Origin of the sequence: Streptomyces sp. NPDC058371 (genome assembly GCF_042723265.1) — a bacterium.
Classification (GTDB): domain Bacteria; phylum Actinomycetota; class Actinomycetes; order Streptomycetales; family Streptomycetaceae; genus Streptomyces.
This window is the reverse complement of the sequence record NZ_JBHXJC010000022.1, coordinates 30,859-43,897: the sequence shown is the minus strand read 5'-3', so window position 1 is coordinate 43,897 and position 13,039 is coordinate 30,859. Positions and strand designations below refer to the sequence as shown.

11 protein-coding genes are annotated in these 13,039 nt (G+C 70.4%); 3 read left to right on the top strand and 8 right to left on the bottom strand.

The annotated features are described in order from the left end of the window. Positions 1–41: 41 nt before the first annotated feature. The 6 genes from ACFWM2_RS38060 to ACFWM2_RS38035 all read right to left on the bottom strand — a co-directional run bounded on the left by ACFWM2_RS38060 (position 42) and on the right by ACFWM2_RS38035 (position 8,401). Entirely contained in the window at positions 42–800 is a 759-nt protein-coding gene (locus ACFWM2_RS38060) for an SDR family NAD(P)-dependent oxidoreductase (protein ID WP_383290199.1), read from the bottom strand. A 49-nt stretch (positions 801–849) separates the two neighbouring features. Then, positions 850–2,961 (bottom strand): alpha-galactosidase, encoded by a 2,112-nt coding sequence (locus tag ACFWM2_RS38055; RefSeq protein ID WP_383290196.1) that lies wholly within the window; start codon positions 2,959–2,961, stop codon positions 850–852. Then, the gene (locus ACFWM2_RS38050) at positions 2,958–3,869 is read right to left on the bottom strand and encodes a carbohydrate ABC transporter permease (RefSeq protein ID WP_383290193.1); all 912 of its coding nucleotides are present in this window, start codon (positions 3,867–3,869) and stop codon (positions 2,958–2,960) included. Before ACFWM2_RS38050 ends, ACFWM2_RS38055 begins: the two co-directional genes overlap by 4 nt. After that, positions 3,869–4,765, bottom strand: coding sequence for a carbohydrate ABC transporter permease (locus ACFWM2_RS38045; protein WP_383290190.1), 897 nt, complete (start codon positions 4,763–4,765; stop codon positions 3,869–3,871). The genes ACFWM2_RS38050 and ACFWM2_RS38045 overlap by 1 nt, the downstream gene beginning before the upstream one ends. 2 nt (positions 4,766–4,767) lie before the next feature. Beyond that, complete coding sequence (locus tag ACFWM2_RS38040) at positions 4,768–6,060, bottom strand: ABC transporter substrate-binding protein (RefSeq protein WP_383290187.1); 1,293 nt, start codon at positions 6,058–6,060, stop codon at positions 4,768–4,770. Positions 6,061–6,271: 211 nt separating this feature from the next. Continuing rightward, complete coding sequence (locus tag ACFWM2_RS38035) at positions 6,272–8,401, bottom strand: glycoside hydrolase family 27 protein (RefSeq protein WP_383290184.1); 2,130 nt, start codon at positions 8,399–8,401, stop codon at positions 6,272–6,274. Positions 8,402–8,619: 218 nt separating this feature from the next. Between ACFWM2_RS38035 and ACFWM2_RS38030 the strand changes: the two genes are divergently transcribed. The 3 genes from ACFWM2_RS38030 (at position 8,620) to ACFWM2_RS38020 (ending at position 11,252) form a co-directional block, all read left to right on the top strand. Next, on the top strand, positions 8,620–9,285 hold the full coding sequence (locus ACFWM2_RS38030) for a GntR family transcriptional regulator (RefSeq protein WP_383290182.1): 666 nt from the start codon (positions 8,620–8,622) through the stop codon (positions 9,283–9,285). A 405-nt stretch (positions 9,286–9,690) separates the two neighbouring features. After that, a complete protein-coding gene (locus ACFWM2_RS38025) occupies positions 9,691–10,110 on the top strand; it encodes a YciI family protein (protein ID WP_383290178.1) in 420 nt (139 codons plus the stop codon). Further along, a complete protein-coding gene (locus ACFWM2_RS38020; RefSeq protein WP_383290175.1) occupies positions 10,107–11,252 on the top strand; it encodes an RNA polymerase sigma factor in 1,146 nt (381 codons plus the stop codon). The genes ACFWM2_RS38025 and ACFWM2_RS38020 overlap by 4 nt, the downstream gene beginning before the upstream one ends. Positions 11,253–11,484: 232 nt before the next feature. Here the strand turns inward: ACFWM2_RS38020 and ACFWM2_RS38015 are convergent, their stop codons facing one another. Both ACFWM2_RS38015 and ACFWM2_RS38010 read right to left on the bottom strand, forming a co-directional pair. Further along, positions 11,485–12,075, bottom strand: coding sequence for a DUF6461 domain-containing protein (locus ACFWM2_RS38015; RefSeq protein WP_383290172.1), 591 nt, complete (start codon positions 12,073–12,075; stop codon positions 11,485–11,487). Between the two features lie 299 nt (positions 12,076–12,374). Beyond that, positions 12,375–12,983, bottom strand: a complete 609-nt coding sequence (locus tag ACFWM2_RS38010) for a TetR family transcriptional regulator (RefSeq protein ID WP_383290169.1) — start codon at positions 12,981–12,983, stop codon at positions 12,375–12,377. Positions 12,984–13,039 lie beyond the last annotated feature (56 nt).

Genomic DNA, 13,039 nt, shown 5'->3' with positions numbered 1-13,039 from the left:
TGCTGGTCGGTCGATGGCTGGGGCGGCGGGTCGGCGGCCCGTCAGGCTGACGCCTTGACGACGCTCCAGCCGCCGTCCACGAGCAAACTCGTTCCGGTGATGTACGAGGCTTCGCCGGCGGCGAGGAAGGCCACGGCGGCGGCGACCTCCTCGGCGGTTCCGAAGCGGCGGGCAGCTGTCTCGGCGACACTCAGTTCACGCTCGTGCTGCGGCACCCTGTCCCACGCGGCGGTGAGGACGGGCCCCGGCAGCACGGCGTTGACCCGGACCCGCGGGCCGTACTCGACGGCGAGCTGCCCGCACAGGGAGAGCAGCGCGCCCTTGCTCGCCGCGTACGCCGGGTGCCCGGGGATGCCGCGGTGGGCGTGGACGGAGGAGGTGAGCACCACGGCTCCCTGGTGTTCGGCCAGATCGGGCAGCGCGGCCTTGAAGCCGAGGAAGGCCCCGGTGAGGTTGACCGACAGCTGACGTTCCCAGGAGGCGAGGGTCGTCTCGTGGGCGGGCGCGACCTGCACCGTGTAGGCGTTGCTGACCAGGACCGAGACAGGCCCGAAGGTGTGGGCGGCATCCATCGCCCGCTGCCAGTCCGCCTCCAGCGCCACGTCGCAGGCGACGAAGTGGGCCTTCGCGCCGTCCTTGCGCAGCCGAGCCGCCGTTTCCTCACCGCGCTCGTCGTCGATGTCGGCGAGGACGACGGACGCACCCTCGGCGGCGAGGCGTGCCGCGGTGGCCGCGCCGATGCCCGAGGCGGCGCCGGTGACGACGGCGACGCGGTTGGTGAAGCGGGCCGCTGGGTTCATGGGGTGGGTCGTCTCCTGTCGTGAGGGGGGTGCGATTCTGTCGCTCGCGTCATTGCCGGACCAGGACGACCAGTTCCGCGTCGTGCCCGGTGGTCCAGGCGAACGGCAGTCCCGTATGGAGCAAGTACGCGCCGCTGTAACGGGTTCCCGAGTCCTGGTCGGTGTAGAGGGCCTGCGGCGCCAGGTTGCGCAGTCGCAGCCGTGCGGCCCGTCCGGGCACCAAGGGCGCACCGTCGAGCGGACCGGTGTTCCAGGCCGTCACGACCAGGCGGCCGCCGCCGGGCTCCTCGTACTGGACGCCGCAGGTCGGGTCGGCCGGGCTGCCCAGCAGATGGACCTCGCCGTGGTGGACGACATCGCGGACGTCCTTGTAGCGGGCGATCCACTCGGCGGCCTCGGCGCGCTGCCGCGGGGTCCAGTCGCGGATGTCGGCGCCGATGCCCAGCACCCCGGCCATGGAGGTGACGAACCGGAAGGCCAGGGACCGGGGCCGCGGGTCGAAGAGGCCGGGGGCGCTGGTGACCCAGGAGCACATGGTGTGCGGGGCGTGGGCGTGGAGGTAGCCGTACTGGATGCGCAGTCGGTCCAGCGGCGCGGTGTTGTCGCTGGGCCACACGACGTCCGTACGGGCGAGCGTGGCGTGTTCGACGCGGGCGCCGCCGCCGGCACAGCCCTCGACGGTGACGTGGGGGTGCGCGCCGCGCAGGTGGTCCAGGACCCGCAGGTAGCCGACGACATGGGCGGCGTCGAGGTCCTGGTGCTCGGGGTCCTCGCCGGCCGATCCGCCGGGTCGGCCGCGCTCGGTGGGCGGCCGGTTCATGTCCCACTTCAGGTAGCTGATGGCGTGGTCGATCAGCAGCCGGTCGAGGGTGCCGATGACGAAGTCCTGGACGTCCGTGCGGCCGAGGTCGAGCAGGAGTTGGTTGCGTACGAGCGTGGCGGGCCGGCCGTCGATCCGGTAGACCCACTCGGGGTGTTCGGCGTACAGCCGGGAGCGGGGGCTGATGCCCTCGGGTTCGACCCACAGGCCGAAGTCCACGCCGAGTGCGCGCACTTCGTCGACGAACCGGTCGAACCCGTCGGGGAATTCGGCCGGGTCCGGCTGCCAGTCGCCGAGGCCGCCGGTGTCGTCGTGGCGCCCGGTGAACCAGCCGTCGTCGACGACGAACAGCTCGGCGCCCAGGTCCGCCGCGGCCTTGGCGAGGTCCAGCTGTCCCGCGGCGTCGACGTCGAAGGCGGTCGCCTCCCAGGAGTTGTAGAGCACCTTGCGCGGCCGGTCCATGCGGTCGCCGGCCAGCCGCCGCTCGTAGCGGTGCCACACCCGGGCCAGCCCGTCGAGGCCGTCCGGGCTGAAGGCGCAAGCCAGCCGGGGTGTCGTCAGGGTGGCGCCGGGAGCGAGGCGGACGGCGCCCTCGTGCGGCACCCGGCCGGCGCGCACCCGCACCGAACCGCCGGGTTCGGCGTCGGCGGTGATCCGCCAGTTGCCCGGCCATTCCAGGGCGATGCCGTAGGTCGGAGTGGCTCCTTCTGCCGGTGCGGCGGCGTCCTGGATCGCGAGCCAGGGGTGGTACGCGTGACCGGCGGAGCCCTGGGTGCTCTCCATCTCGAAGCGCCCGCGCTCCAGTTGCAGCTGCTTGAGCTGGAACTCCTGAGACCACTGGCCCGCCAGGTAGGTGAGCCGGGCGCCGCACCGGACGGGCACGTTGACGGCAGCGGAGTCGAAGCGCTCCAGCCGCAGTTCCCGTTCGCCGGTGCAGGTCAGTTCGGTCCACCGAAGGACGACGTCCGTGCCCGGGACGGTCTCGTAGCACAGTGTCGTGCGCAGACCGAGGACCTCATCGGTGAACACGAGGCGCAGTGCGTCGTCGCCGTCCTGCGTGGCGCCGGTGAACCGCCACCAGCTGCCGCGTTCGCCGCCCGGGTGCGAGGCGATCAGCTCGGCGCCGGTGAACGGCCGCAGCCCGTACGGGATGTACTCGGCGGGCGCCGCGTCGGCGGGAGTGATGAAGTGCGTGCGCCCGGACCAGCCCAGCGGCGAGGGCCCGTGTTCGACGCCATGCGGCCCCCATGCGGCGAGTTCGGCCCAGCGGCCGTCCTCGCCCAGGGTGACGGCATAGGTGGTGGCGTCGGTGCGCAGCAACCACTGCTCGTTTCCGGTCACTTGACGGCCCCCAGGTTGAGTCCGGCCACGAAGTGGCGCTGGAAGCGGAGGAAGACGGCCACGGTCGGAGCGGCGGCGATCACCGATCCGGCGGCGATGACGTTCCACATGGACACGTACTGGCCCTGCAGCCCGATCAGGGATGCGGTGATGGGCATCCGGGTGTCCGTGCGGATCACGGTGATGGCCCAGAGCAGGTCGTTGAAGATCCAGGTGAACGACAGGGCGCTGAGTGCCGCAAGGGCCGGACGGGCCAGCGGCAGGATGATCCGCCGGTAGATCTGCCAGGGGCCGGCGCCGTCGATGACCGCGGCCTGCTGGATCTCGCCGGGGATCGCCCGCATGAAGCCGTGCAGGACGAAGACGTAGAAGCCGACGCCGAAGCCGACCTGCACCCCGATCAGCGCGTACAACTGATCGTATATGCCGAGGACTTCGCTGAGCTTGGACACGGGGATCAGCAGGATCTGCGGAGGCAGGAGGTTGCCGCCGAGCATCAGCAGCAGAAGGGAGCGCCGGAAGGGCAGGTCGTAGCGGCTGAGCGCGAACGCCGCCAGCGAGGCGAGGCCGAGCGAGAGCAGCACGGTGGGGATGGTGACCAGCATGCTGTTGATGAGTGCCTGCTGCTGGCCGCCGTCCACCCACGCCTGACGGAAGCCGTCGAGGCTGAAGGAGTGCGGCCAACTGCCCACGCCGTGGGCGGCGATGTCGTCGAAGGTCCGGGTGCTGGTGACCAGGACGAGGACGATCGGCAGCAGCCACACCGCGGACAGCGCGCCCGCGGTGACGTGGAAGCCGGTAGTGCGCCAGATGCGGCCGGGGACGACGGGCCGGCGGGACGCGGGTGTCGGTGTCGCGGCCGGACCGGGACGCTTGTCGACGGGCACGGAGGTGTGGGTCGCGGTCATCAGTCCGCCTCCCGGAAGGCGCGTACGAGGTAGCTCGCGATGACACCGAAGGCCAGCAGGAAGATGACGACGGCGAGCGCGGACCCGTATCCCAGCCGCAGGGACTGGAAGGCGGTCGAGTACATGTAGGTGCTCAGCAGTTCGGAGGAGTGGTACGGGCCGCCGCGGGTGAGTGCCCACACGACATCGAAGGAGCGCAGCGAGTCGATGACGATGACCGACAGGACGACCGCGTTGACGCTCTTGAGCTGGGGCAGCGTGATGTGCCGGAACTGCTGGAGGCGGCCTGCGCCGTCGACCTTGGCCGCCTCGTACAGGACGGGGTCGATGCCCTTGAGGCCGGCGAGGTAGAGCACCATGACGTAGCCGACCTGGCGCCACAGCGCGGGCACGATCACCGCGTAGAAGGCGGTGTCCTGGTCGGCGAGCCAGGCGTGCTTCCAGCCGCCGAGGCCGACGGCGCCCAGCACGTTGTTGATCAGGCCGTCCGGCTGGTACATGGCCTGCCACACGAGCGCGGTGGCAACCAGCGAGAAGACGACCGGCAGGAACAGCGCCGCCCGGTAGAACCCGACCCCGCGCCGCTCCTGCTGGAGCAGCAGCGCGGCGCCGAGTCCGAGAGCGGCGGAGAGCCCACCGAAGAGCAGCAGCCACAGCACCGTGTTCCAGGCGGCGGTGCGGAACACCGAGTCGTGCAGCATCTCGGTGAAGTTGTCGAACCCCACGAAGGTCGGCGCGGCCAGACCGTCCCACGTGGTGAGCGAGAGGTAGAAGCCCTGCAGCGCGGGCCAGAAGACCCAGAAGAGCTCGGCGAGCAGGGGCAACAGGACGAAGGCCAGGACCACCGGGGGCACTCGCGTGGCCCTGGGCCGTCGTGCGGAGCCGAGCAGCGCCATGGTCACTGGCTCCAGATCTTCTGCGCGCTGCGCTGCCAGGTGGTGAGGATGGAGTCGATCTGCTTCGGCTTGGCCAGGTAGTGGACCAGTGCCGTGTCGGCGGTCGGCTGGAGTGCGTCGCTGGAGTCGCGGTTGAAGAACTGGGTGAGGTCCGCGGCGCCTTCGATGAGCTTGCGGCCCTTGAGGACCAGGGGCGTGCCGCTGTCCTTGGCGTCGGGATGCGTCGGCAGCGTGGTCCCCGAGGAGCTCTTGAGATAGAGCTCCTGCGCCTCGGCCGTGGCCACGTAGCGCAGCAACTCCTTGACCCCGTCCACGCGTTGGGTGCGGGCGCTGGCGAAGTACCCGTCGGTGGGGGCCTCTTCGGCCACCGGGATCTTCGGGTCGATGATCGGGAACTGGAAGAAGTCCAGGTCGTCGATGGCGTTCTTGGGCGCGGCATCGGCGAAGAAGGTGCCGATCAGCATCATGCCGGTACGGCCCTGGAGCAGGGCGGTGGTGGCGTCCTGGAACGGGATCGCCGTGCCGTTGGGGTCGAAGTAGGGCCGGGCCTCGTCCCAGCGGTCGAAGACCTTCCGGACCTTGGAGTCCTCGAAGCTGTGCTTGCCCGCGAGGAGTTCGCGGTGGTACTTCGCGCCGTTGACGCGGATGTCGAGGTAGTCGAACCAGGCGGAGGCGACCCACGGGGTGTCGCCGCCGGCGCCGAGGCCGATCGGGGCGACGCCCTTGCTCTTGAGCTTGTCGCACAGGTCGAGGAACTCGTCCCAGGTCTTCGGCTCCCGGACGCCCCACTTGGCGAAGTTGGACTTCCGGTAGAACATGCCCCACCAGTAGTAACTGGTGGGCACGAACACCTTCTTGCCGCTGGAGGCCGAGGTGCACAGCTTCTTCAGCGCGTCGGAGTACCCGGACAGTTCCGGCTTCGCCCAGATGTCGTCGAGGCCGAGCAGAAGGTCCTTCTTCGCGTACGACTCGGCGACCGACCCGGGGTACCAGGTGTAGACGTCCGGCGGAGTGGCCGAGGTGAGATAGGTCGGCAGCTGTGTCCGGAAGGTCTCCGAGGCGACGGTGTTGAGCTGCGCCTTCGCGTCCCCGCGCTTGTCGAACGCGGCGACGACCGCCCTCATGGCCGTCTTGGCCTGCGGGGCAGAGAGGTTGGACTGCAGGGTCACCGGGCCGCCGGACTTTCCTCCGCCGGCGGACGGGGTCTGGGTGACGCAGCTGCTGAGCAGCGCGCCGGCGCCGGCGGCGCCGACTCCCGTGACGAACCGGCGGCGGCCGGCGTTGAAGGCGTTCATCTGTGCGACTCCCTGTGTGCCACGGAACGGAGTTGAGGCCCCCTGACGGCCTCGCCCCGGCGTGCGGCAGGCACAGCCTGGCGCAGCGGTGAACAGGCCGTCAAGATTAATTACTAATTTATTCTCTGACGGATGTGCCTCCGGGCCTTCAAGAAACGGAAGGCACACCCGGTGGAGCGAACGAAGCGGGTTGGGAGCAGGCGGGCGGAGCTCAGAGCTTGCTCTGGTGGACGCGGCCGTCCACCCCTCGGAACGCGGCGAGCACGGCGCCCTCCGGCCCTGCCACGGCACCGAGTGCGCCGTCGAAGGCTCCGCTCACGAAGTCGGCCTGGGCACTCCAGCCGGCCCAGCCGCCCTCGGCCGTCCAGCTGCGCTGCCAGAGCGTGTAGTCGCCGGCCCGCGCATACAGGTGCACCGTGCCGCCCGAGACGACAAGGGTCGGGCTGCCGCTGGTCGTGCCGCCGAGCGAGGTCCACGAGGACCAGGTGCCCGAGGTGTCACGGGTCCGCCACCACACCGCGTCGTCGGCGGTGCGTACGGCCACGTGGAGTCGGCCGGCCTCATCGGTGACGGCCGACGGTCGCCCCTGGACAGGCCGGTCCTGCGGCGCACCCAGCGACGTCCAGCCGGAAGCCGGACCGCGCAACCGCACGCGGCCGTCCGCGCCGCGCGCGAACAAGGTCCAGTCGTCGGGTCCGGCGAAGGCCGCGGTCGGCGCGTCCGTCAATGTCCCGCCCAGACTCTGCCAACGGCCCCAGTGACCGCCCGCGTAGACGCGCCGGTAGGCGGTGTCGTCGGTGCCGCGGACGAAGACGTCGATCCGTCCGCTGGGCGAGGCGTACGCGGCCGGCTGGCCGAGGACGCGGCCCCGCGTCGGACCGCCGAGACCGGTGGTTCCGGCCTTGGACCAGTCACCGTCGCGCGTGGTCAGCGCGCGCAGAGCTCCGTCCGTACCGCGGGTGAACACCGTGAGGCGATCGCCGTCGCGCACCAGTGCCGGGCTGGCCGAGGAGCGACCGGGCAGCCGCGCACCGGGCGCCTCGTCCGTGCCCGTCAGCTTCAGGAAGGCGGTGCCGTGCGCGGGCACCGTCACCGCGTACGAGCCGGAGTGCGTACCCCGCGAAGTACGGGCCCGCAGGTCGCGCACCGCGACCGGGCCGGTCAGGCCGGCGTCGGCGAACCGCAGTGTGCGTTCCTGCGCGTGGTCGGAGCGGTTGAGCAGGACGACCGCCCGCTTGCCCGCGCCCTTGAGCACCTTGTTGTAGACGTCACCGGCCGAGTCGGTCGCCACGCGCACGCCCTGGATGCCGAGCGGGTCCTGGTCCACGGCGATGATCTCGGGGTTGCGCAAAGTGTCGATCATCGACTTCGACAGGGTGCGCGGATCGCTGCCCAGCACCAGCGGCGAGGCCATCTCGGCCCACATCACGAACTGCGTCGTGGACTCCTCCTGCGACAACTCGTAGCCGCCTTCGGCGAGTTCGCGCATGGGAATGAGGTAGTCCGGGTCGTTCCAGCGCCCGGGCCCCTGGGCCTCGGGGTGCCACGCGTTGGCGTCCATGTTGCGCAGGATGTTGGGCCACTCCCCCGCCGTCGCTGTGCCCCAGGCGATGTCCGTGCCGGTGCGCCAGGAATCGGCGGTGGTGGGGCCGTAGACGTAGGTGTTGTGCGCGTCCTGCTCGGGAGTGTGCGGCAGTCCCCAGTCGTCGGTGAGCGGGTTGCACAGGTTGAGGAGCATCCGCCGCCCCGACTTGGCGACCGCCTCACTGAACTCCTTGTACGCCGGGCCCGGATCGAGCCCGGCACCGATGCCGCAGAGGAAGTCGACCTTGATCGCGTCGACCTTCCAACCGGCGAACTGCCGCGCGTCTTCCGCGTAGTGGCCGCGGCTGCCCAGACCGCACGACTTGCCGCCGTCGTACTCCCCCGCGTCGGTGTAGATCCCGGCCTTCAGGCCCCGCTGGTGGAGGTAACCCACCAGCGCTGGGATGCCGGACGGGAAGCGGGTGGGGTTGGCCACGAGCCGGCCCGTCGCCGGATCGCGCGGCTGGTCCGCCTGCCAACCCCCGTCCAGCCAGACGATGTTGTAGCCGCTGTCGCGCAGCCCACTGCTGACGAGGTGGTCGGCGACCTTTCTGACCTGGCCCTCCGTCGGAGCGCCGACCCCGTAATACGAGTTCCAGCCCATGTACGGCGTGGGGGCGAGGCCGCTGTCGTAGTGCTGCGGCGCGCCCTGGTCGTCCGCGGCCTGTGCCGGGGGGACCGCGGACCCGACCAGTACGGCGGCGCCGAGCACCGCCGCGACGCGCCGCGCTCGCGCCGTCTCTGCATGCGAAGCCACTGAATTCTCCCGAGAGTTGGGGTTCACGTGGCAACCCCGCCGCGGTCGTGCCGGGGCGGCGGTGCCACGGCGAAACTGTGGCCGGGCCCCCAAAGCGTGTCAATATTAATTGCTAATTAACTTAAAAACGGCTGGCGGGCCTCAGTTGGGCGGCACCCTCCCGCACACCGAGACAGGACCGTAGATTGAGGAGGTACGAGAGGTCATCGGAGGCCAAGATGCAGTTCAACGGGCTGCCGCGACAGTCAGTGCCCAAGGTGGAGCGCCCGGCATCGCTGCGCGAGCAGGTGTACGAGGCGCTGCTGGACCTCATCAGTTCACGGTCGCTGCACCCTGGCCAGCACCTGGTGGAGAGTGAGCTCGCGGGCCACCTCGGGGTCTCCCGGCAGCCGGTACGCGAGGCGCTGCAGCAGCTGAGCACCGAAGGGTGGGTCGATCTTCGCCCTGCCCAGGGCGCATTCGTCCATGAGCCGACCGGGGACGAGACCGATCAACTCTTCGTCGTCCGCACTCTGCTGGAGACCGAGGCGGCGCGCCTGGCCGCGGTCTGCTCCTCGTCCGAGGGACTCGACCGGCTGGACGAGCTGTGCGCGACGGGCGAGGCAGCGGTCGCCGCCGACGACGTGGACGCGGTGGTGATGGCCAATGCCACGTTCCACGCCTGTGTCATGGAACTGGCCGGGAACGCGGTACTCGCGGAGCTGGCCGCCCGTGTCGAGCAACGGGTCCGCCGGCATTTCACACCCAACGTCCGGCAGGCCTGGGTGGAGCATCGCGAGCTGATCTCGGCCATCGCCGCCCGCGACGACGCACGCGCCCAGCAGGTCATGCACGCGCACACTGTGGACGCCAGGACGCGGTTCCCGGCGAGGCCCGGTAGCTGACGTATTCAGGCTGGTGGCAAGCGGGGCGGCCCGGGAGCAGGCGCCGGCCGAGGGTGAGGCGCAGGTCTCCGCGCCGCTGACCGCGGGCAAGTGGAAACGCTTCCGCCGGACCCGCTCCCCGACGGGTGGGGCCACAGCCACCGGCCCTCTGACGACGCCCTGCGCGCCATCTGACGCGGATGCTGCGCAGGCCTGTGAGGTCGTCTTCTCCCGATGCCGCCCTGCCGTGGCGACGAACGAACGGGCCGGGGCACGGGCAGGCTCCGCCGGCACCCCAGCTCCTACGGTACGGGAGCCAAAAAAGAGCCAAGAAATTCGTACGGCGATGTCGAGAACCCATTGGTGGCTCCGTCCTCGCAGTGAACGCGACCAGAATGGGTCGCACCAGCACCGAGGAGAAACATCATGGCCAAGTACCTGCTGCTCAAGCACTACCGTGGCGCCCCGGCTTCGGTCAACGACGCGCCCATGGAGCAGTGGACGCCGGAGGAGATCTCGGCCCACGTTCAGTACATGCGCGACTTCGCGGACCGCCTCGAGGGGACCGGCGAGTTCGTGGACAGTCAGGCGCTCGCCCCCGAGGGGACGTTCGTCCGGTACGACGGTGAGGGGCGGCCCCCGGTCACCGACGGGCCGTTCGCAGAGACCAAGGACCTCATCGCCGGCTGGATGATCATCGACGTGGACAGCTACGAGCGTGCCGTCGAGCTGGCCGGGGAACTGTCGGCCGCCCCGGGGAAGGGCGGGGAGCCGATCCACGAGTGGCTCGAGCTGCGCCCGTTCTACGGCGCCTCGCCCGCTATCTCGGAGTGTTCTTTCAAGTGAACGAGCTCCTGCTCCGCAGCCTCACACCGAGCGTGCTCGGGATCCTCGTACGCCGCGGAGCCGACTTCGCGTCGGCCGAGGACGCCGTGCAGGACGCACTGATCGAGGCGGTCCGCGTGTGGCCGGCCGACCCTCCGCGGGATGCGAAGGGCTGGCTGGTCACCGTGGCCTGGCGCAAGTACCTCGACGCGACCCGGGCGGACACCGCCCGCCGCCGGCGTGAGGACCTCGTCGGGGAGGAACCGGCGACCGGGCCCACTCCCGCCGTGGACGACACGCTCCAGCTCTACTTCCTGTGCGCCCACCCGTCGTTGACACCGTCGTCCGCCGTCGCGCTCACGCTGCGGGCAGTCGGCGGGCTGACCACCCGCCAGATCGCCCAGGCCTACCTGGTGCCCGAGGCGACCATGGCCCAGCGCATCAGCCGGGCCAAGCGCACCGTCTCCGCCGTGCGGTTCGACCAGCACGGCGACGTCGCGACCGTGCTGCGCGTCCTGTACCTGGTCTTCAACGAGGGCTACTCCGGCGACGTCGACCTGGCCGCCGAGGCCATCCGGCTCACCCGGCAGCTCGCCGCCGCGATCGACCACCCCGAGGTGGCGGGGCTGCTCGCCCTCATGCTGCTCCACCACGCCCGGCGCGCCGCTCGGACGGCGTCCGACGGAAGCCTGGTGCCGCTCGCCGAGCAGGATCGCGGCCGGTGGGACACCGCGTCGATCGCCGAGGGCGTCGAGATCCTGCAGGCGGCTCTCGCCCGCGACCGGCTTGGCGAGTTCCAGGCTCAGGCCGCCATCGCGGCACTCCACGCCGACGCTCCCAGCGCCGAGGAGACCGACTGGGTGCAGATCGTCGAGTGGTACGACGAGCTCGCGCGACTGACCGACAGCCCGGTCGTCCGGCTCAACCGCGCGGTGGCCGTCGGCGAGGCCGACGGACCGCGCGCCGGCCTGGCAGCGCTCGCGGCGCTGGACGACTCGCTCCCCCGCTACACCGCGGTGGCCGCTTACCTCCACGAGCGGGACGGCGACCTGGCAACCGCGACACGGCTGTACGCCGAAGCGGCCCGCAAGGCACCCAACCTCGCCGAGCGCGACCACCTGACGCGCCAGGCCGCCCGGCTCAACAGCCGACGGTGTCGCTGATGGGCCACGCTCGAATCTGCCCGCAGCACTTGGGACGGCCCTATGGCCAGAGTGGTCGCCTCACGGTGCATAGGCAGTGGCTGAGCACTTGCGGACAGACTCTCAACGCGGTCCGTTACCCGCTGGGGGATATCAGCGCAGGACGCGCGTCCAGTGCCCCTCCGAACGCGCGGTACTCGGGAGTGCGTAGCCGGCCGGGAAGGCGAACAGCGGCATCCGCCACTTGAGGCATTCAGTCCGGCAGGGGACGCAGCCTGCCGCTCCAACGCTCGTCGTCAACCCCGCCGGGTTCCGTCAGGCGGATACCAAAGGCGTTCTCCACCAGCGCCAGGGCACTGTGAAGTGGCGCGACCTGGCCAGGAACGAGCCCCAGCGGCCTCATGAAGTCATCAAGCCTCGCCGGGTCCTGCCCGGTCGGCTCGATCGCTTGAAGAGTGTGGAAGTCGACGATGATCTCGCCGCCGACCGCGTACTTGAACCAGTGCATCGGCTTCTCGTTGTAGTGGAGCACGACGGCCTCGGTCCCCACGGAGGCAGCCCTCAAGATCCGGTCATCGAGTCCGTGCATCCCGCCCTGTTCCCACGCCCACGTCCACGAGCCCTCGACGCCGGTGGTGACGACGGGTTCTTCATCGTCGAAAAGGTCGTCGTCCAGGTCGTCCGACAGGTCTATGGCGTCACGAAGAGCCAAGGTCTCCGGATCCACCCCCATGCGGGTGAGCAGATCGGCAGGGGGCAGGTCCCGCACGAAGGTCAGCGTGTAGATGGGGAAGTCCCCGTGCCGGAACATGTCCAGGCCGCTGCCTCTGTCTGTACTCGTCATGCCGCGGATGCTGCCACACGCCACTGACATCCCCCCGGGCCTCAGTCCTTGAGGGATCGACTGGATCGGACGCCTTCGTCGCCGCTTTCGCACAGGGCCACCTCGTGACCGGACGCGATCAGGCTCGACAGGGACGGCACGGAGGAGCAGAGCCCCCAAACAGGTCAGCCCGATGAGCCGTACGAGAGCGTTCTCACCCCCGCGCCGTCGGAGCCAGCCCGTCCATCGCCCACACCTCAGCGCCAAGTCCCCGGAACGGCCCCGCGCCGCGTCAATCGCCGCAGCAGCCCTGAGCCCCATCAGTCGAGGGCGTGGCTACGGCCGGTCTGCAAGATCTCCTCGGAAAGCCCGGGCTCGACTTGGCGTACGGCGCGGGCGAGCACCAGCGCGCCGACCATTTCGCTGAGCAGGCGGATGGCCCTGTGGCGGGCCTCGGCCGGGTCGAGCCCGTGCCCCTTCTCCTCCGCTTCGCGCAGGAACTCGGCGGCGAAGCCGGTGACGTAACCCTCCACGCCTTCGGCGTACGCGCTTTGCACGGCTTCGCTGTGCCGTCCGGCGTCGGTGACCAGGGAGGCTGAGGGGCAGCCGCCGTCCTGGGCGTCACGGTGCGCGGTGGACAGGTACCCGGCCACGACTCGCTCCAGCGGAGAGCCGGCCGGGCCGGGACCGTCCTCGATCGTGCGGGCCAGGCCCCCGAGCGAGGCGGCGAAAGAGGCCCCGCACACCGCCACGGCCAGATCGTTCTTCGAGGCGAAGTGGTTGTAGAAGCCGCCGTGGGTGAGTCCGGCTTCCTTCATCAACTCGGCGATGCCGACCGCGTCGATGCCCTGCGAACGAAACATGCGGCCCGCCGCTTCGAGGATGTTCTGCCGGTTGCGGGCCTTGTCCTCCTTGGTGATCCGCGGCATGGCCGTCCTCTCGCGTCGTTCTCGACTTGACCTTTTTGATGATGCCTTTCATCATA